Annotated in this window: 14 protein-coding genes; 4 read left to right on the top strand and 10 right to left on the bottom strand. The window is 63.5% G+C overall.

The genetic code is table 11. The features are described from left to right. The first annotated feature begins 497 nt into the window (after positions 1–497). Positions 498–2,468, top strand: coding sequence for a M23 family metallopeptidase (locus tag AC04SG_RS15565; RefSeq protein WP_488551758.1), 1,971 nt, complete (start codon positions 498–500; stop codon positions 2,466–2,468). A 69-nt stretch (positions 2,469–2,537) separates the two neighbouring features. On the opposite strand, the gene AC04SG_RS15560 is transcribed toward AC04SG_RS15565, so the two are convergent. Continuing rightward, positions 2,538–4,097: an MFS transporter gene (locus AC04SG_RS15560; protein WP_488551757.1), complete on the bottom strand. Its 1,560-nt coding sequence runs from the start codon at positions 4,095–4,097 to the stop codon at positions 2,538–2,540. Between the two features lie 167 nt (positions 4,098–4,264). On the opposite strand from AC04SG_RS15560, the gene AC04SG_RS15555 reads away from it, so the two are divergent. Further along, complete coding sequence (locus AC04SG_RS15555; protein WP_488551756.1) at positions 4,265–4,897, top strand: TMEM175 family protein; 633 nt, start codon at positions 4,265–4,267, stop codon at positions 4,895–4,897. Here the strand turns inward: AC04SG_RS15555 and AC04SG_RS15550 are convergent. The 8 genes from AC04SG_RS15550 to AC04SG_RS15515 form a co-directional block, all read right to left on the bottom strand. Continuing rightward, complete coding sequence (locus tag AC04SG_RS15550) at positions 4,871–6,406, bottom strand: L,D-transpeptidase family protein (RefSeq protein WP_488551755.1); 1,536 nt, start codon at positions 6,404–6,406, stop codon at positions 4,871–4,873. The two genes, AC04SG_RS15555 and AC04SG_RS15550, sit on opposite strands and share 27 nt — an antisense overlap. Positions 6,407–6,595: 189 nt before the next feature. Continuing rightward, a complete protein-coding gene (locus tag AC04SG_RS15545; protein WP_488551754.1) occupies positions 6,596–6,952 on the bottom strand; it encodes an MmcQ/YjbR family DNA-binding protein in 357 nt (118 codons plus the stop codon). Positions 6,953–7,015: 63 nt separating this feature from the next. Then, the gene (clpB, locus tag AC04SG_RS15540; protein ID WP_192258660.1) at positions 7,016–9,622 is read right to left on the bottom strand and encodes an ATP-dependent chaperone ClpB; all 2,607 of its coding nucleotides are present in this window, start codon (positions 9,620–9,622) and stop codon (positions 7,016–7,018) included. Positions 9,623–9,832: 210 nt separating this feature from the next. Then, on the bottom strand, positions 9,833–10,762 hold the full coding sequence (locus AC04SG_RS15535; protein ID WP_488551753.1) for a DUF4167 domain-containing protein: 930 nt from the start codon (positions 10,760–10,762) through the stop codon (positions 9,833–9,835). A 330-nt stretch (positions 10,763–11,092) separates the two neighbouring features. Then, the gene (prmC, locus tag AC04SG_RS15530; protein WP_488551752.1) at positions 11,093–11,971 is read right to left on the bottom strand and encodes a peptide chain release factor N(5)-glutamine methyltransferase; all 879 of its coding nucleotides are present in this window, start codon (positions 11,969–11,971) and stop codon (positions 11,093–11,095) included. Next, positions 11,964–13,043: a peptide chain release factor 1 gene (prfA, locus tag AC04SG_RS15525; protein ID WP_488551751.1), complete on the bottom strand. Its 1,080-nt coding sequence runs from the start codon at positions 13,041–13,043 to the stop codon at positions 11,964–11,966. The genes prmC and prfA overlap by 8 nt, the downstream gene beginning before the upstream one ends. A gap of 8 nt (positions 13,044–13,051) precedes the next feature. Next, positions 13,052–15,322, bottom strand: a complete 2,271-nt coding sequence (ptsP, locus tag AC04SG_RS15520; RefSeq protein WP_488551767.1) for a phosphoenolpyruvate--protein phosphotransferase — start codon at positions 15,320–15,322, stop codon at positions 13,052–13,054. 83 nt (positions 15,323–15,405) lie between these two features. Further along, positions 15,406–16,659: an aspartate kinase gene (locus AC04SG_RS15515; RefSeq protein ID WP_203279181.1), complete on the bottom strand. Its 1,254-nt coding sequence runs from the start codon at positions 16,657–16,659 to the stop codon at positions 15,406–15,408. Positions 16,660–16,905: 246 nt separating this feature from the next. On the opposite strand from AC04SG_RS15515, the gene AC04SG_RS15510 reads away from it, so the two are divergent. Continuing rightward, the gene (locus AC04SG_RS15510) at positions 16,906–18,744 is read left to right on the top strand and encodes a CHASE3 domain-containing protein (RefSeq protein WP_488551750.1); all 1,839 of its coding nucleotides are present in this window, start codon (positions 16,906–16,908) and stop codon (positions 18,742–18,744) included. Between the two features lie 160 nt (positions 18,745–18,904). Here the strand turns inward: AC04SG_RS15510 and AC04SG_RS15505 are convergent, their stop codons facing one another. After that, a complete protein-coding gene (locus AC04SG_RS15505; RefSeq protein ID WP_488551749.1) occupies positions 18,905–19,333 on the bottom strand; it encodes a putative glycolipid-binding domain-containing protein in 429 nt (142 codons plus the stop codon). A 259-nt stretch (positions 19,334–19,592) separates the two neighbouring features. Here AC04SG_RS15505 and ubiG point away from each other — a divergent pair, with 259 nt between their 5' ends. Continuing rightward, positions 19,593–20,342 (top strand): bifunctional 2-polyprenyl-6-hydroxyphenol methylase/3-demethylubiquinol 3-O-methyltransferase UbiG, encoded by a 750-nt coding sequence (gene ubiG, locus AC04SG_RS15500; RefSeq protein WP_488551748.1) that lies wholly within the window; start codon positions 19,593–19,595, stop codon positions 20,340–20,342.

The raw sequence follows: 20,342 nt of genomic DNA, 5'->3' as shown, positions 1-20,342 counted from the left end.
TCCGAGTGTCGCTTACGCGGCTCTCTTGAATTTCACAAGGGCTTATTCAGAAGCAAACTGCTTCGCCGCCAGCGGCGCACCGCCCTCGTTCGTGAGGCGTATATAGTCGCCACCCACTCAAACTGTCAACACCGATCACTCATGTTTTTGAACTTTTTGCGACAGAAGTTTTGGAGCCAGCGGACTGCCCCAGGGGAACATTGGCGTTGCCCAGAAGGAGCCCTATTGCCGCCGCATTGCCGTTCGACACCAAAGCCAACAAGAAGGTGCCGCGCGACGCGCAGCGCCTTTCTCCAAAAGACCAAAGCGAGGCCTGCGCATCACCGGTTGGGAGCCTCTTATAAGAGCATAGAGACGCCTCTTTATAAGGGGCTGTAAACACAGCGTGTGAGTGGGGATTTCGCCGCTTCGTTGACTTCACCCGCCGTGACAGGCAAATGTCATGGCCCAACAGAAGCGAAAAGCCGTTCCGCCCGGGGAAGAAGCAGCCTTTCTGGATGCCAGACACGGAAGATGTCATAGCCGAACTCGGCAATGAGCCGCCGCTGATCGCGGATGGCCGCAGCGGCCCGCCCGACCGGCGCGAGGTTTCGGCGCGCTGGCTGTCGGGCACCTTCCTTACTGGCGTGACCTCGAGCGTGCTGATGGGTGTGGCGCTGTTCGCTGCCCTTGACGGCCGCCAACAGCTGGCAACCCCGCCCGAAATCGCCGAGCTGGCCCAGCTCGAAAGCGGCGGCGATTCCGGCGAGGTCGCCAAGACCACCAGGCTGGTGGCGCCGCGCCAGATCGCCAAGGCCAAGGACCGCCGGCGCATGGAAGTATCGATGGTGACCAAGGTTGGCGACCGCGACGTTATCCACACCATGCCGTTCGTGCAGATCAAGATGGCGCTGGCCGCCGGCCACACAACCAACCGCGCCTATCCGCCTTTCGACCCGATGCAGGTGTTCGGCGACGATGGCGACTCAACGCCCGCGCAACCGGCCACGGCTTCCGCGGTTGGCGGCCAGATCTACGGCGCCAAGGTCGAAAGCGAGATGAGCCTGAAGACGGTCGATTTCCCGGTCGAGACGGCCTCCTTCGACGAAAAGAGCGACCTGTCCGCCGACGAGGTGGAAAAAGTGGTACGCGAGGCCGGCACGGATCTCGGCGACGGCGCTATCCAGGTTGCCTCGCTGCATTATGTCGACCCGCAGCGATTCGGCGACGCCTTCGCCGAATCGATGGCCGGTTCCTACGACGTCAAGATCGTGCCGGAAAACGTTTCGGTGGCCCCGCGCGTCGCCATCGACGACCAGACCCCGGCTTTCGCCGAGGAAATCATCCCCTTTACCAGGGACCGCGACATTGCTGAGGCCTTTGCCGATTCGGGCTATACCGGCGATGACGCCACCGGCATGGCCGAGGCGATCGGCAAGCTGCTCAACGCACCGGCGCTGAAGGCCGGAACCGTGCTGCGCGTCGGGCTCGAAGTGCATGGTGACGCCGCCAAGGTGGTCCGCACCAGCGTCTATGACAAGACCACGCACATCGTCACCATCGCGCTCGACGATCACGGCCAGTATGTGCCGGCGCAGGAACCCGAACCGAATCCCGAATTGCTGACGGCGTTTGACGATTCCTCCGCGCCGGTGGTGGTGCGCGGCAATCTGCCGAACGTCTATGACGGCATTTACCGCGCCGCCTATTCCTATGGCATGTCGAAGAAGCTGACCCAGCAACTGGTCAAGCTCCTGGCCTCCGGCGTCGACTTCCAATCCAGGCTCAATCCGTCGGACCGCATCGACGTGCTGTTCTCGCAGCCGGACGGCGACGACCAGGCATCCGACAAATCGGAACTTCTCTATGTCTCGTCGACCTTCGGCGGCCAGACGCGAAATTTCTACCGCTTCCAGATGCAGGACGGCTCGACCGACTATTTCGACGAGGATGGATCGAGCGCCGAGCAGTTCCTGCTGCGCAATCCCCTGCCCGCCGGGAAATTCCGCTCCGGCTTCGGCGCCCGCAGGCATCCGATCCTCGGCTATGTCCGCATGCATACCGGCGTCGACTGGGCAGCGCCGATCGGAACGCCGATCATCGCCGCCGGCAACGGCACCGTCGAAAAGGCCGGCTGGGCCGGCGGTTACGGCAAGCAGATCATCATCCGCCATGCCAATGGCTACGAGACCTCCTACAATCACCAGAGTGCCTTTGCCAAAGGCATCGAGCCGGGCGTTCATGTCCGCCAGGGCCAGATCATCGGCTTCCTCGGCCAGACCGGCCTCTCCACCGGTCCGCATCTTCACTACGAGCTGATCGTCAACGGCACCAAGGTCGACCCGATGCGCGTGCGCCTGCCGGTCGGCAAGGTGCTGAAGGGCGACGACCTTGTCGCCTTCAAGCGCGAGCGCGAGCGCATCGATGAACTGCTCAAGCAGGAAGACAGCAATCCACTGAAAGTCGCGAGCGCCAAGATCGAAGGCTAAGCCTTCAAAACCGCGCTGCCGAATCAAATTCATTCAAAATCAGAGCACTACGAATCAGTCCGCCCCGAATCAGGGTTGCTGATTCTCGGCGGTTTGCGACCAGGGCAGCTTCTGCCCGGAGATGGTTATCCAGGCGATGACAGCGGCAAGCAGGCAAAGCAGAGCCGTCACCGTCGACACGGCTGCGAAGGCCGCATCGCTGGCGGCGAGCCGTGTCGCTTCAAGTTCCGGCGCGAGCGCTGTCGAGACCGGTTCGCCGAACCCCGGAATGCCAGGTCTGACGCCGGCGTCCAGCATCGTCGAATAGACCCAGGCCGCCAGCGATCCCATCGCTGCCACCGCGATCAGCCCGCCAATACGCGAAACCGCGTTGTTGATGCCGGAGGCAGCACCGGTATTCTTGTCCTCGACCGCCGTCATGATCGCCGTCGAAAGCGGAGAAACCACCAGCGCCATGCCGAGCCCCATCACCGCCATCATCGGAAAGGTGCCGGTCCAGAAATTGTGGATGCCGGCGTGGGTGAGCATTGCAAGCCCGGCAAAGGCGATGGCCACGACCAGGCAGCCGCTGGCGATCGGAAACCGCGGACCGATCCGATCCGACCACTGGCCGACCGGACCCGACAGCAGCGCGATCGACGCCGACAGCGGCAGGAAGATAAAGCCGACCTCTTTTGTGCTCAGCCCCCATCCGGCGATCAACAGCATCGGCAGGTAGAACAAATTGGCCGAGAGCGCGAAATAGAGGAAGAACGTGGCGACGTTGGCGCCTGCAAAGGCGCCGATCCGAAACACCTTGAGATCGATCATCGGCTCGCGCTGCCGAAGCTCGAAGACAATGAAGATCCCGAGCAGCACAGCACCGGCGGCGATGCTCGGTCCCGACATCAGCCCGCCGCCTTCGGCGCTCATCGCAGTCAGCCCATAGGCCAGCGCCCCGAAGGCAAGGGTGGCAAGCGCTGCGCCACCAAGATCGAGGCTTCGCATCTCTGTTGGTGCATCAGCGGGAATTTTGGCCAGAAGAAGATAGATCGAGATCAGCCCGAACGGCAGGTTGACGGCGAAGATCGCCCGCCAGATGCCGCCGCCAAAGGCTGACAGGACGAAGCCGCCCAGCACCGGGCCGAGCGCCGTCGTCAGCGCCGAGGCGGCAGCCCAGATGCCGATCGCGCGACCGCGCTCCTTCTTCGGATAGGCCTTGGCGATGATGGCGAGGCTGCCCGGCACCATGATCGCCGCGCCGATGCCCTGAATGGCGCGAAAGGCGATGAGCACCAGCGCATTCGGCGCTACCGCGCAAGCGAGCGAGGCGACAATGAACAGGGCGATGCCGGCGACGAATGCCCGCCGCAAGCCGAATCGATCGCCCGCTGCGCCCCCGGCGAGGATCAGCGCCGACAACGTCAGCGCATAGGCATTGGAAATCCACTGCGCCTCGGCCAGGCCGGCGCCGAGGTCGACGCGGATCGCCGGCGTGGCGATGGCCAGGATCGACCCGTCGATGAAGCCGAGCGCGGATGCCAGGATCGCCGCGACCAGCACGAATTTGCGCTGCGCCGGCGGACAAAACGAACCATTGGCAAGAGAGCCGGTCAGGGGGATTGCTGCAGCTTCGCTCGGAGACTTCATGAGAGCCTGCTTAGACTTCCGATGCCCTGGCAACAACCAGCCAGGGCTTCGCAGTCCTTAAAACCAGATCGACCTGACCGCATGGGTAGGAACCACGCCTCAATGGATGCAACCGGCACATAGCGCGTGTTAAGTTTCTTGCAACGCGCAAAGCAAGGGGAAGCCGCATGAAACGACCGCTCGAACCATCGGTAGAGGCGCGCGGGCGCGTTGTCGGCATCACCGATGGCGTCTTTGCCATTGCGCTTACCCTGATCGTGCTTGAGATTCGCGTGCCGACGCACGAAATGGTCCACTCCGAGGGCGAGCTGCTTTCGGCAATCGCCGGACTTGCGCCACGCTTCCTGACCTATGCGCTGAGCTTCCTGACGCTGACCATCTTCTGGTTCGGCCAGCAGGCGCAGCACGGGCTGATCGCCAGGTCCGATCGGCGGCTGGCCACGCTGAACCTGTGTTTTCTCGCCTTCATCGCCTTGCTGCCGTTCTCGACCGACCTGCTGGCCGATTTCCTCGAGTTCCGAACCGCGGTGATCGTCTATTGGCTGAACCTGTTGATGCTGGGCGTGACGCTGTTCGCCAGCTGGTGGTATGCGGACGGGAACGGCATGATCGCCGAGGATGTGGACGCTGAAACGCGGCGCACGGTCTACAATCGTATCGTCAAGGCACAGGCGCTGTGGGCGGCCGGCGCGGCGCTGTGCCTGATCACGCCGCTGCTCAGCATCGGTTTCATCCTGCTGGTACAGCTCATCTATGCCGCCGCGCCGCGCGCCTCACTGCTGCGTAAACTCGTCGGTTGAGGTCCCGCCGACATCCGCGATTGTTGGTCCGCCGACGAATTCCACCGTGACGCCCGGCGAGACGAGCTTGGCCAGTTCGCGCGCATCCCAATTGGTCAGGCGCACGCAGCCATGGCTTTCGGTCTTGCCGATCTTGGAGGGATCGGGCGTGCCGTGAATGCCGTAGGTCGGCTTGTCCAGCGCGATCCACACCGAGCCGACCGGACCGTTGGGGCCGGGCGGAATGGTTAGGATCTTGTCGTTCTGGCCCTGCTTGAAATTGATGCTGGGGTTGTAGGTGTAGTTCGGATCGAGCGCGACCCGCGACACCGTATGGGTGCCGGTTGGCGACGGCGTGTCGGCTGAACCGATGGTGGCGGGATAGGCTGCGACCAGCTTGCCGGCGGCATCATAGGCAAACACCTGCTTCTTGTCCTTGTCGGCGACGATGCGGGCAACCGGCGTTGCCACCAGCCTGCCGAAATTGGCGACCTTGATGATGGTGCCGGGGCGATTGAAGTCGGCCTCGGGATTGAGCCTCTTCAGGTAGTTCTCGTCCATATGGAAGCGCTCGGCCAAGGCTTCGGTGACGGAGGTGTAGGCCATACGGTCGAGCTGCGCCTTCTGGCTGTAATCTTCCGGTATCGAGGCGACATAAGGACCGGCCGCGTCCTCCGGCGTGATCGTGTAGTTGGCGAAAGCATCGCCGCCGGTTTGCGCCAGCGCGGCCTGGATGCCGACCGCATCGGTCGAGCGCAGATTGCTGCCGGTGATCTGATTGTAGGCGGCCAGCGCCTTGTCGACATTGGAGCCGAAGCGCCCGTCGATGACGCCGGGCGAGGCGCCGGCACGGTCGAGCAGCACCTGCAGAGCAGCCACATCCTGGCGCGCACCGAGTGAAAGCGAGGGATCGACGACAGTCTTGCCGCCATCGCTCCTGGGCGGCAGAGCGGCCTCGTCGCCGGGGGCCGCCGGCTCGGCTGGATCGATCGAGGCTTCGTTCAGTGGCTGGCGCTTGACGGGGCGCGGCTCGGCAGACTTCGGTGCTTCCGGATAAATGTCGCCATCATTGGCGTCATCCTGTGGCGCCGCCGGATAGGCGTCCACCGAATTGTCACTGTCAGGATCATAGTCGTCGGCCGGTGGGATGATGACCCTGCCTTGCTCTTCCAATTGCCTGCGGCGGAAACGCGCCATGTCCTCGGGATCATCGAGATAATAACGGTCGTCATCCTCGACCGGTGCGCGTCCGAGTTCGCGCGCCCGCATCTGGCGGCGCAGCGCACGGCGGTCGAGCCTGGTCTGCGGCGGCTGGATGGCGATGACCTTGCCGGTGTCGGCATCGACGATGACGCGGTTGCCCCTGGCGTCGTAATAGATGTCGAGATTGCCGTCCTGGGCAAGCACGATGCCGCCGTTATCGGCAGCGCGAACAACCGGCAGTGCGTTATCCACCGTCGGCGATGCCATGGCGCTCGACGCAAGCAGCCCGGCGGCGAGCACCGAAAAGGCAAAGATCGTGCGAAACATGGTGGTCAAACTCTCCGGTCGTAATTGCCGCCGCCCCGGCAGTATCCCTTCAGAACGCTCTCGCCACCGTTTGGATGCGCAAGCAACGCCCTGACCGTCAAAAGCCTGCAGGCAAACCCCTCCGCCAGCAAACCAGAACATAAGCTTTCCAACATGAACCGGGCATGAAGATGGCGGATTTCAAGGCCGCTACAGGCCCAATTCCTTGCGCGTCTGTTTCGTCAGCTTGAGGACAACGAGGCGATGGCTTTCGCCGAGATAGTCCTTCAGCGCATCATCATCCATGCTCTGGCTTGTCTGACGCTGGATCCATTTCATGCCGCGCGAAGCGAGGTACGGCGCCGGCCGGCAGCCGGGCTGGTCCTTCAGAATGTCATAGGCCATTTCGGAACATTTGAAGGTGACGAAAAGCTGGCCGCCATCATTCCAGCCGCCGATGGCAAAGACCTTGCCGCCGACTTTCCAGACATGCGCGTCACCCCACTGCACGACATGAGTCGTTTGCGGCAGCGAGGCGCAGAGGCTGTTGTAGTCGTCCAGCGTCATGTGCGCCCCCCGCGAATTCACAAGAAAACGCCGCGCGTCCGTTCGGGAGGCGCGGCGTATTGATCAGGCTGCGGCTTCAGTCGCCACGACGGTGGGCTTCGACCGGAAATTCAACCGGTCGGACCCAGCGGTGACTTTGACGGTCGAACCGTCGAGGATCTCGCCGAGCAGGATCTTTTCCGCCAGCGGATCCTGCAGGTCCTTCTGCATCACCCGCTTCAGCGGCCGTGCGCCATAGGCCGGGTCGTAGCCCTTGGCCGCCAGCCAGTCGATCGAATCCTGGTCGAGCGACAGCGTGATCTTGCGGTCGACAAGCAGGCTTTCCAGCCGCTTGAGCTGGATCTCGACAATGCGGCCCATATCCTGCCGGCGCAGCCGGTGGAACAGGATCACCTCGTCGACGCGGTTGAGGAACTCCGGCCGGAACGAGGCTCTCACCACGCTCATCACCTCGTCACGCACGGCATCGACATCCTGGTCTTCGCCGAGATTGACCAGATATTCGGCGCCGAGGTTCGACGTCATGATGATCAGCGTGTTGCGGAAGTCGACCGTACGGCCTTGGCCGTCGGTCAGCCGCCCGTCGTCGAGCACTTGCAGCAGCACGTTGAAGACATCGGGATGCGCCTTCTCGATCTCGTCGAACAGCACGACCTGATAGGGCCGGCGCCGCACCGCTTCGGTCAGCGCGCCGCCTTCCTCATAGCCGACATAGCCAGGAGGTGCGCCGATCAGCCGGGCGACCGAGTGCTTCTCCATGAACTCCGACATATCGATGCGCACCATCGCGCTCTCATCGTCAAACAGGAAGCTCGCCAGCGCCTTGGTCAGCTCCGTCTTGCCGACGCCGGTCGGCCCGAGGAACATGAACGAGCCGATCGGCCGGTTCGGATCTTGCAAGCCGGCACGGGCGCGCCGCACAGCTTTCGACACCGCCTGCACCGCCTCGCCCTGGCCGACGACACGCTTGCCGATCTCGTCTTCCATGCGCAGCAGCTTTTCGCGTTCGCCCTGCAGCATTTTGTCGACCGGAATACCGGTCCAGCGCGACACGATATGGGCAACGTGATCGGGTGTGACCACCTCTTCGACCATGCCGGCCTTGCCGTCCTGGGCTTCGGCTTCCCGGAGCTTCTTTTCCAGCTCAGGGATCTTGCCATAGGCAAGCTCGCCGGCGCGCTGGAATTCACCCTTGCGCTGAGCAATGGCAAGCTCGTTGCGGGCCTCGTCGAGCTGCTTCTTAAGATCGGCGGCGAGCCCAAGCTTCTGTTTCTCGGCCTGCCATTTGGTCGTGATCTCGGTCGATTCCTCCTCGAGGCCGACGAGTTCCTTTTCCAGACGGGCGAGCCGGTCCTTTGAGGCGTCGTCGGTCTCGACCTTCAGCGCCTCGCGCTCGATCTTGAGCTGCATGATGCGGCGGTCGATCTCGTCCAGCGCCTCCGGCTTGGAATCGACCTGCATCCTCAGCCGCGACGCGGCTTCGTCGACGAGGTCGATCGCCTTGTCCGGCAGGAAACGGTCGGCGATGTAGCGGTTGGACAAGGTTGCCGCCGCCACCAGCGCCGAATCCGAGATGCGCACCTTGTGGTGCTGCTCGTATTTCTCCTTCAGGCCGCGAAGGATCGAAACCGTGTCTTCCACGGTCGGTTCGTCGACGAAAACCGGCTGGAAACGGCGGGCAAGGGCGGCGTCCTTCTCGACATGCTTGCGGTACTCGTCGAGCGTGGTCGCGCCGACGCAGTGCAGTTCGCCGCGCGCCAATGCCGGCTTCAACAGGTTCGAAGCGTCCATGGCGCCATCGGCCTTGCCGGCGCCGACCAGCGTGTGCATCTCGTCGATGAACAGGATGATGCCGCCAGCGGCAGCGGTGACTTCATTGAGCACGGCCTTCAGCCGCTCTTCGAATTCGCCGCGATATTTGGCGCCGGCAATCAGCGCGCCCATGTCGAGCGCCATCAATTGCTTGTCCTTCAGCGATTCCGGCACGTCGCCATTGACGATGCGCAGCGCCAGGCCTTCGGCGATCGCCGTCTTGCCGACGCCGGGCTCACCGATCAGCACCGGGTTGTTCTTGGTGCGCCGCGACAGCACCTGGATGGTGCGGCGGATCTCGTCGTCGCGACCAATCACCGGGTCCAGCTTGCCGGCGCGGGCGTCGGCAGTCAGGTCGCGCGCGTACTTCTTCAAAGCGTCGTAGCTCTGCTCGGCACTCGCCGAATCGGCGGTGCGGCCCTTGCGGACATCGTTGATGACCTGGTTCAGCGCCTGCGCGGTGACGCCGGCCTTGGCCAGGATATCGGCCGTCTTGGCCGATTTCTCCATCGCCAGCGCCTGCAGCAGCCGCTCGACGGTGACAAAGCTGTCGCCGGCCTTCTTGGCCAATTCCTCGGCCGTCGAAAACACCTTGGCCAACGGCTGCGCCAGGTAGAGCTGGCCATTGCCGCCTTCCACCTTGGGCATGGCTTCGAGTGCGGTCTCGACGCCGAGCTTGACGTCGCGGACATTGCCGCCTGCGCGCTCGATCAGCGAGGCGGCCAGACCCTCATCGTCATCGACGAGGACTTTCAGCATGTGTTCGGGAGTGAATTGCTGGTGGTTGCGCGAGAGCGCCATGGTCTGGGCGGATTGGATGAATCCGCGGACGCGCTCGGAGTATTTCTCGAGGTTCATATCTGTCTCCTTCCATCACCGGCCCGCTTTGCGGCACCGGATCAGATTGCGGTGACGGACCCGCTCATCGGAGCCGGGTCCAGTTCCCGCCAGATATGGGGCGCAAACCATTGCCGCTCAAGACTTGCCGCACAGGATATTGCATACCTAAGCAAACGAAAACGGCGGAGATTTCTCTCCGCCGTTTTCAAGGACTGCCGTCTTGTCCGGTCAGTTGTTGGCGTCGACGACGAACGGGTCGACGGCAGGGCTTTCAGCCGGCGCCGCATCCACCTCGGTGGCTGCAACGGTCTCGCTGGCGCCATCCACCTGTTCACCACCAGACTGGTCGTCACCGACAGGATCGGCATTGGTGCGCGGACGCCGCGGACGCCGCGGACGGCGGGCAGTGCCGTTCTCGGCGGCGGCCTCATTGAGTTCGGCACGGGCGGCAAGAGCCGCCGGGGACAGGTTTTCGTACAGCGGCGCCGGCTCGGAGAACCCGGTCTCGGCTTCGGGTTCAACCGCGGAAACGGCCTCCGCCTGCACCGGGGTTTCGGTGAAGCGCTGCTGGTCGCCGCGCTGATGCTCGCCGCGTTGGGCATAGTCGCCACGCTGGTCGTTCTGGCCATAACCGCCATTGGGGCGGCGGTCACGGTTGCGGTCACGCCCGTTATTGTTGCGGCCATTATTGTCACGGCCATTGTTGTTCTCGCGGCTGTTTTCTTGGCCATATGCCAGTTCGGCCGGCGTGCCTTCGATCGTCGGCTGCGGACCGTTGCCGTGGTTGGCCTGCGGAGCTTGCGTCTCGCCGCCATTGCCGTTGCCGGCATTGTCGAAATCGTCGCGATCTTCGTCGTCGTCGAAATCGTCGCGAGTCTGCTGCTGGTTCTGGATCGGCAACTGCGCCTGAGCGGCGGCAATAATGCGATTGTAGTGCTCGGCGTGCTGGAGGTAATTCTCCGCCATCACCCGGTCGCCGGAGCTTTGCGCGTCACGCGCCAGGGTGGCGTATTTTTCGGCGATCTGCTGAGCCGATCCACGGATCTTCACGTCCGGGCCGTTGCTCTCGTAGTTGCGCGTCAGGGGGTTTGGGCCCTTGCGGTTGTTATTGTTGTTATTGTTGTTGCCGCCGCCGCCATTGTTGTTGCGACCGCGCATGCGCCTGTTCTGCTGTTGTGGCCTCATTAGACTCTCTTCATTTTGAAATTTTCGAAAAACTTTCACGAACGGAGGCGCTCATGCAGCCAGCCGTTTCGTCTCTTCACCGGCGTTCGCCCGCATCAATTGCGTTGGCGCCACGTGTCATCCTGTTCCGGTTACATCACTTGCCGGACGATTCCCGCTCGAAGCTTGGGCGTCGTTTGCGCAAGAAGGCAGCTATTTCCAAGGAAAACCGAATCGCTAAGAGCACTGCCTGCTTCGTCTCATCCGGTTAAGGCGGACCCTAGCCGCATTCCCCGGCATTGCCAAGCGCTTTTTTGCACTGCGTCAAGGCTTTCCCTGTTCAAACATAAGAACCCTGTCGTTTCCGCCAAGATCGACAAATACCCCGGCCAGCCTGTAGCCGGCTGCCGCGAATATGTCTTTGACCTCATTGCGCTGCGTGTGGCCGATCTCGACCGCAATCTTGCCTTGTGCTTCCAAAAACCCTGCCGCTTCGGCGGCGATGATCCTGTAGGGGCCAAGACCGTCCACACCGCCATCAAGGGCTCTGCGCGGATCGAAATCGCGGACCTCGTCCTGCAGATTTCCAATGTCTTGAGAAGATATATAGGGAGGGTTTGCGGCAATTACATGGTAGCGGCCGAAAACTTTTGCGAACCAGTCGGAGTGCAGCGCCTCGAACCGGCCGGCCAGCCCGAGTTGCCTGGCATTGCGGGTCGCGGTCGTGAGCGCATCTTGTGAAATATCCACGCCGGTGGCGGTCGCGGCGGGAACGGCGCTGAGCAGGGCCAGCGCAATGGCGCCGGTGCCGGTGCCAAGATCGAGGATACGGCATTCCCCCAGCCTTTCGGCCGTTTCGCTGGCAAAGGGCAGGATCGCCTCGACCAGCGTTTCGGTGTCCGGCCGCGGCTCCAGCGTTTCCGGGGACAGCGCAAGACGCAGGCCGTAGAATTCGCGATAGCCGAGGATGCGGTGCACCGGTTCGCCGGCAAGGCGCCGCCGCAAGGCGGCATCGATTGCAGCGAGCGCACCGACGTCGACCGCCCTTTGCGGCTCGGCTATCGCCTGCGTGCGGTCAGTACCGGAAAAATGTTCGACGATCAGCCTGGCGTCCAGTGCCGGATCGGCGACGCCGGCCGCGGCAAGCCGCTCCCGCGCTGCCCGCAGCAGCGGCCCGAGCGTGCCGGGCAGATGATCAGCCATCGAGGCCGATATCGGCGAGCAGCTTCGACTGGTGGTCGGCGATCAGCGCGTTGATGACCTCGTCCAGCTCGCCCATTATCACCCGGTCGAGCTTGTAGAGCGTCAGGTTGATGCGGTGATCGGTAACGCGCCCCTGCGGGAAATTGTAGGTGCGGATGCGCTCCGAGCGGTCGCCCGACCCGACCTGTGATTTGCGCGCCTCGGAACGCTCCTCGTCCGCCTTGCTGCGCTCCATGTCATAGAGCCGCGCGCGCAGGATCTGCATGGCTTTGGCCCGGTTCTGGTGCTGCGACTTCTCAGCCTGCACCACCATGATGCCGGTCGGCAGATGGGTGATGCGCACCGCCGAATCGGTGGTGTTGACGTGCTGGCCGCCCGAACCCGAGGCGCGCATCGTGTCGACGCGGATGTCTTCGGCGCGAATGTCGATATCGACCTCTTCGGCTTCCGGCAGTACGGCCACCGTCGCCGCCGAGGTATGAATGCGCCCGCTGGCCTCGGTCGCCGGCACGCGCTGCACACGGTGCACGCCGGATTCGAATTTCAGATGGGCAAAGACCCCCTTGCCGGAAATGGTGGCGATGATTTCCTTGAAGCCGCCGGCGTCGCCGTCGCTGGCCGAAACCGTCTCGAAGCGCCAGCCGCGCTCGGCCGCATAGCGCTCATACATGCGAAACAGGTCGCCGGCGAAAAGCGCTGCCTCATCGCCGCCGGTGCCGGCGCGGATTTCGAGGATGGCGTTCTTGTCGTCGGCGGCATCCCTGGGCAGCAGCAGAATCTGGATGTCCTTCTGCAGTTCCTCGATACGCTCCTCGACCCCGGGCAGGTCGGCCTCGGCCAACGCCCGCATCTCGGCATCGGTGCCCTTGTCGGCAAGCATCGCCTTGAGGTCGGCCTGCTCATGTTCGGCTGAGCGCAATTCCCTGACCTTGGCTACGATGCCCTGCAGCTCGGAATATTCCGAGGCCATCTTCACATAGACATCGGCCGCCGGGCCGGCCGACATCTGCGCTTCGAGCATCTCGAAACGCTTGACGACCTGATCCATACGCTCGCGGGGAAGATTGACCATGGTTGATGCTATAGCGGGATGGAGCGGTCGTCGGCAAAGGCCTGCAGCAGCGCCCGCATCGGCAGCCCATGCGCCGGCGCCATCAGATTGTCGGCAAAGAAGGCCTGCAATTCCTCCAACGGCAGTTCGGTCAGCATCGCCTTGACCGGGCCGATCGAGGCCGGCGACATCGAGATCGAGCGGTAGCCAAGGCCGATCAGCGCCATGGCGGAGATGGGTTTTCCCGCCAGTTCGCCGCACAGCGTCACCGGCGTGTGATTGCGCTCGCCGGCGTCGGCAATCTGCTTCAGCACCCTGAGGAACGGCGCCGACAGCGTGTCGAAGCGGTTGGACAGCTGCGTGTTGCCGCGATCGACCGCCATGACGAACTGGAACAGATCGTTGGAACCGACCGAGACGAAATCGACTGCCTTCATCAGATCGTCGAGCTGGAACAGCAGCGACGGCACTTCCAGCATGGCGCCGAGCTTGAGACTGGTCGGCAGATGATGGGCAAAGCGCGACAAATGCCTGACCTCGCGGTCGATGATTTCGCGCGCCTGGGCGATTTCGCCCAATTCCGTCACCATCGGCAGCATCAGCTTCAGTTCGCGCCCGCCGCAGGCTTTCAGCAGAGCGCGGATCTGGGTTCTGAGCAGGCCCGGCCGGTCGAGCGTCAGGCGGATCGCCCGCCAGCCCAGCGCCGGGTTTTCTTCCTGGATGGCGCCCTTGAAGTAGGGCAGCACCTTGTCGCCGCCAATGTCGATGGTGCGGAAGGTGACTGGTTTGCCGCGCGCCGCGTCGAGCACGTCGCGGTAGAGTTTCTCCTGCGCTTCGGCGCGGGGGAAGGTCGAGGCGACCATGAACTGCAATTCGGTGCGGAACAGGCCGATGCCGGCCGCACCCGCTTCGGCCAGCTGCGGCAGGTCGACGGCGAGACCTGCATTCATCAACAGATCGACCTGGACGCCATCCTTGGTCACAGACGGCTTCTTGCGCAGTTCGCGGTAGACCTCCTGCCGGCGCGCCCGGAAGCGGACCTTTTCGGCATAGGCGGCTTCGAGGTCCGGCTGTGGCCGCAGATGGATGATGCCTTCCTCGCCGTCGACGATGATGGCATCGCCGTTTTCCGCCATGGAAACGGCGCCCTTCATCTGGCCGGCGACCGGGATGCCCATGGCGCGCGCGACGATGACGACGTGGCTGGTGGCGGCGCCGTCCTCCAGCACCACGCCGCGCAACTTGTCCCTGGGATAGTCGAGCAGCTCTGCCGCGCCCATCGAACGCGCGACCAGGATGGCGTCCTTCGGCAGCGAAGCCGCGACATCGTCGGGCCCGCGCCCCATCAGCTGGCGCAGCAGCCGGTTGGCGAGATCGTCGAAATCGCTCATCCGCTCGCGCAGATAGGGATCGGTCATGTGCAGCATGCGGGCGCGCATGTCGCTCTGCACCTTCTCGACAGCAGCTTCCGCCGTCAGGCCGTTGCGGATCGCCTCTTCCAGCCGGCGCACCCAACCGCTGTCATTGGCGAACATGCGGTAGGCCTCGAGCACCTCGCGGTGCTCGCCCTCAAAGGCGACCTCGCGCCGCTCCAGCATGTCGTCGATGGACAGCCTGAGCGAGCCGAGCGAGGACTGCAGCCGGCGGACCTCCTCCTCGCTGTCCTCGTTGAACAGATTGGTGACGACTATGCGCGGCTCGTGCAGCACGACATGGCCAAGCCCGACGCCTTCGTTGAACGACAGGCCGGTGAAGCTGACGGGACGGCGCAGGTCGAGTTCGAGGCCGGGCCGCGTTAGCCGGGCAAGATCGCCGGTGGCGATCATCTCGGCGATCACCATGGCGGTGGTTTCCAACGCCTCGACCTCGTCGTCGCGGTAGTGGCGCATGGTCTTGTTCTGCACCACGAGCACGCCCAGCGTGCGCCCTGCCCTGAGCACCGGCACGCCGAGGAAGGAATTGTAGATCTCTTCGCCCGTCTCCGGCAGGTAGGCGAAGGCCGGGTGTTCCTGCGCATTGGAGAGGTTGAGCGGTCGCGCACTGGCGGCAATCGTGCCGACCAGGCCTTGTCCCAGCCGCAATTGCGCCAAATGGACGGCGTTCGGGTTCAGACCTTCGGTGGCGTAGAGTTCGAGCACCGAATCGGCGCGCAGCACATAGAGCGAGCAGACTTCGGCGACCATGTTGGAGGCGATGTCGCGCACGATCCGGTCAAGCCGCTCCTGCGGCTCCAGCGGCTCCTGCATGAGCTCGCGGAGCCGTTTCAGCAGAACGCGCGGGCCACTGGCCGTATCACGCATCGCGGCTTCTTCTCCAATGGGCATTTTGCCCGCCGCAGTTTCCACCGCGACCGGCGCACACGCAACAACTCAAATCGTTCTCGCTACTGCTTATCCAGACCGTAGACGGAATGCAAAGTGCGAACCGCGAGTTCCGTGTAGGGACCGTCGATCAGTATCGAAATCTTGATCTCGGAGGTGGTGATGGCCCGGATATTGATGGCCTTGTCGGCCAGCGCCTTGAAGGCGGTGGCGGCCACGCCGGCATGGCTGCGCATGCCAATGCCGATGACCGAGACTTTCGACATGCCGGCCTCGGACTGCACGACGTCATAGCCGATCGGAGCTTTGAGGCGCTCGAGCACGGCCAGAGCCTTGTCGACGTCGCCGGATGGCACGGTAAAGGTCATGTCGGTGAACTTGCCGTCCTCGGAGATGTTCTGGACGATCATGTCGACATTGATGTTGGCCTCGGCCAGCGGGCCGAAAATGCCGGCGGCAACGCCCGGGCGATCGCCGACCCGGCGCAGCGAAATCTGCGCTTCGTCCTTGGCGTAGGCAATTCCGGTGACGACCTGCTGTTCCACGATCTCTTCCTCGTCGCAAATGAGCGTTCCCGGAGGATTGAGCAAATCCCCCATTCCGGGCGCATCGGGATCGTCGAAGGACGACCGCACGAAAGTACGCACCCTGTGCACCATGGCAAGCTCGACCGACCGCACCTGCAGCACCTTGGCGCCGAGCGAGGCCATTTCGAGCATTTCCTCGAACGAAATCTTGTTAAGCCGCCGCGCCTTGGGTTCGATACGCGGATCGGTGGTGTAGACGCCGTCGACATCGGTGTAGATGTCGCAGCGATCGGCCTTGACCGCGGCGGCGATGGCCACCGCGCTGGTGTCTGAACCGCCGCGGCCAAGCGTGGCGATGCGGTTGTCCGGACCGATGCCCTGGAAACCGGCGACGACTGCCACCTGACCCTCGCCGAAACGCTTGATCAAAAACGCACCGTCAATGTCTAGGATGCGCGCCGCGCCATGTGCGTTGTCGGTCTTGATCGGGATCTGCCAGCCCTGCCAGGAGCGGGCGTGCACGCCCATATTCTGCAGCGTGATCGCCAGCAGGCCGGCGGTGACCTGTTCGCCCGAGGCAACGACGGCGTCATATTCGCGCGCATCGTGCATCGGCGAGGCTTCGCGGGTCCAGCCGACCAGTTCATTGGTCTTGCCGGCCATAGCGGAAACCACGACAGCCACCTCATGGCCGGCATCGACCTCGCGTTTGACGTGACGCGCCACATTGCGGATGCGGGCGATGTCGGCGACGGAGGTTCCGCCGAATTTCATCACGATGCGCGCCATGGAAGCGAAATGCCTTTGACTGAAGCCGGCCCGGGCCGAAAGGGGAAGAAAGCGCCCGACAGAAGCCGACCGCTGAATGCGCGGCCTCCTTAGCCAAATGATCACCGTTTCGCAAGGCTGGCCACGGATTGCCGGCTTCAGGACGACGGCATATTGCGTTCCGCCCCGCCGCCGCTTACCAAATGCTGCCCGCGGGGAACTCCTTTTGGTCCAGCATATCAAATGATTGCTCGTCTTCGACGTGCCATGCGATGGCAATCGCTGCCGCTTTTCGTCGGCTTCGGCGTGCTGGCGTTGATCGTCGGCACGCGCGCGGTGCTGGTCGAGGGCCAGAGGGCCAATCGCGAAGCGGCGCGCGAGGCAATCGAGTACCAGGAATCGCTGTCCGGCCTGCTTTCGCTGGCGCAGGACGCCGAAACCAGCCAGCGCGGCTATCTCCTGACCGGGGATAAATCCTACCTCCAGCCCTATCGGCAGGCGGTCGAGGCCATTCCGGGCCAGCTTGCCCGCATCGATAGCATGACCGCGCCGGACGACGAACTCGTCCAGCAGATCAATCGCATCAAGGACGCGCTTTCGCTGAAGCAGGTTGAACTGACGCAGACGATTGCGCTTTACGATCACGGCGACGCGGCGAAAGCGCTGGAACTGGTTCGCAGCGGCCAGGGCAAGGCAGCCATGGACCAGATCAGGGCCAGCATGGACACGATCCGGCGCATCAGCGGCGCGGCAATCGCTGCCCGCGACGAACATACCGACCGGGTCGAAAGCTGGCTGCGTATCGGCTCATTTGCAGCTCTGCTGGCGATTTTCCTGCTTGGCGCCTACACGATCCGCCTGTCGCGCCGCCGTTTTCGCGAGGTGGTCGTCGCCCAGGAAGAGCTGATGCGCAAGAACATCGAGCTCGGCAACGAGATCCGGACGCGCGAAACGGCCGAATCGCAGCTCCGCCAGATGCAGAAGATGGAAGCGGTCGGCCAGCTGACCGGCGGCATCGCCCACGATTTCAACAACATGCTGGCGGTGATCATCAGTGCCATGAACCTCGCCCAGCGCAAACTCGCGCGCGGCGAGCACGACATCGCGAACTTCATCGAGGCGGCGGTCGACGCGGCGACCCGGGCCGCCAATCTGACTGCCAGGCTGCTCGCCTTCTCGCGCCAGCAGCCGCTGGCGCCGCAAGTGGTCGACACCAATCGTCTGGTTACCGGGATGTCGGACCTGTTGCGGCGGGCGCTCGGCGAAACCATCCGCATCGAAACCGTGCTTGCCGGCGGCCTGTGGAAAACCCACGCCGATCCGAGCCAGATCGAGAACGCCATCCTCAATCTGGCGGTCAACGCCCGCGATGCCATGGACGACAATGGCAAGCTGACCATAGAGACCGCCAACAGCCATCTCGACGACGGTTATGCCGCCACCCATGCCGATGTCAAAGCCGGTCAGTATGTGATGATCGCGGTCAGCGACACCGGCACCGGCATGCCGGCGGACGTCATGGAGAGGGCCTTCGAGCCGTTCTTCACCACCAAGCCGGTCAACAAGGGGACCGGCTTGGGGCTGAGCCAGGTGTTCGGCTTCGTCAAACAGTCGGGCGGCCACGTTAATATCTATTCCGAACCGGGAGAAGGCACGACGATCAAGCTCTATCTGCCGCGTTTCTTCGGTGCGGAAGAGGCTGTTCTGCCCACTGGCCGAGGCGACAATCCCGCTGAAGTCACCGAGACGGTCCTCGTTGTCGAGGACGACGCCCGCGTGCGCGCTTCGACCACGGACGCCTTGCGCGAACTCGGCTATACCGTCATCGATGCCGGCAGCGGCGAGGAAGCCTTGCAGAAACTGGCGGACAATCCGGGCGTGGCACTTATGTTCACCGACATCGTGATGCCGGTGATGAACGGCCGCAAGCTCGCGCAGGAAGCGCTGGCGCGCCTGCCGCAGTTGAAGGTGGTCTTCACCACCGGCTTCACCAGGAACGCCGTGGTCCACAACGGCGTGCTCGACCACGACGTGCATTTCCTGGCCAAGCCCTTCACCATCGAGCAGTTGGCGGCAAAACTGCGCGACGTGCTGGACGCGAAATAGGCGGGCGATTCGGCTGCCTTCAGGCCGACGCAGCCGTGCTTGTCCACAGGCCAGGATAACTGATGACGAAGCCGGCCGGTGAGACGACGAGGATATCGTCGTAACCGAACATCGGCGCGGCATAGGCATAGCGGCCTTCATCCAGCCGCTGGTAGCTCTGCTAAAGACGCGTCAGCCTGAGCTGGGGGAAGGTCAGATAGGCGGCCGGCGCGGGCCTTGCCTGGCCGACGCCGAGGTCGAACCGGCGGATCGCCAGAAGGTTCGATGCCGGCGTGAAACCGAGATCGACGTCGACCAGGCCGGCGACGTCCGGCAGGATTTTGCCGTTCAGCGTCCACTGACCGTCGGCGTCGCGCTCAATCGCATAGACCAGCTCGCGCATGCCGAGAAAGCCATCGACCCGCGCCGCCCTTGTCCGCCAGACGGCATCGCAGACCACCTCATAGGCAAGGCAGCATGGCTTGTCGTCCTGGACGAAAATGGCCTGCCCCCTAAGGCAGTAGCCGTCCTTGATCTGTGAAAGCAGGCAGGAATCGTGGCCCTCCACATCCAGCCGACGCCAGAGAATCGACGCCGGCGTTAATGTCATGGAATCCACTCCGTCGAATTCGAATTCAAAAACGATGCTCCTCTTTCGCCCGCCAGGCCAACCGTGTTTCATCGCGGCGTTCGGCAGCTGACATGCCCCTGACAGAGCGTGCCGCCGTGTCGGCACGGAAAATTGTTGCCTTGACATTCCCGGCCTCACACCCGACTTCCTATCGCTCCCAAGCAATTCTAGGAAAAGTGGGACCCGGTTTTCCGTCCGAAATTGCGCCCGAATAAAAGAGCTCTAGGAGACCCGCCCCATGCCAGAGCCCCGTCGATCGACGATCGATGCCGGAGAAGTCGAACGCTTCTCCGCCCTTGCCGCCGAATGGTGGAACCCGAACGGCAAATTCCGCCCGCTGCACAAGTTCAACCCGGTTCGGCTTGCCTATATCCGCGACCAGGTGGCGGCGCGTTTCGGTCGTGACCCGCGGGCGGCGCGGCCGTTCGAAGGCCTGCGCTTCCTCGACATAGGCTGCGGCGGCGGGCTGTTGTGCGAGCCGATGGCCAGGCTTGGCGCCGAAGTGGTCGGCGCCGACGCATCGGCAACCAACATCGAGGTGGCGAAGCTGCACGCGGCCGAAGTCGGGGTGACGGTGGATTACCACGCAACGACCGCGGAAGACCTTGCCGATTCCGGCGAGAAATTCGACGTCATCCTCAACATGGAAGTGGTCGAGCATGTCGCCGACATCGACCTGTTCATCGGCAAGTGCGGCGAGATGGTGAAGCCTGGCGGCATCATGTTCGTGGCCACCATCAACCGAACGCTGAAGGCTCTCGGTCTGGCCATCATCGGCGCCGAATACGTGCTGCGCTGGCTGCCGCGCGGTACCCACCAGTTCGGCAAGTTGGTGCGGCCCGAAGAGCTGGAAAAGGCGCTGGGCAACGCCGCCATGACCGTCATCGACCGCACCGGCGTCATCTACCACCCGCTCGCCGACCGCTGGCAGCGCTCCAAGGACATGGACGTCAACTACATGGTGCTGGCCGAGAAGGGGTCGGTCTGA

The sequence above is a fragment of the Mesorhizobium sp. CNPSo 4684 genome, from assembly GCF_057784315.1.
The sequence above is the reverse complement of the archived record's forward strand: the minus strand, read 5'-3'. Positions and strand labels throughout refer to the sequence as shown.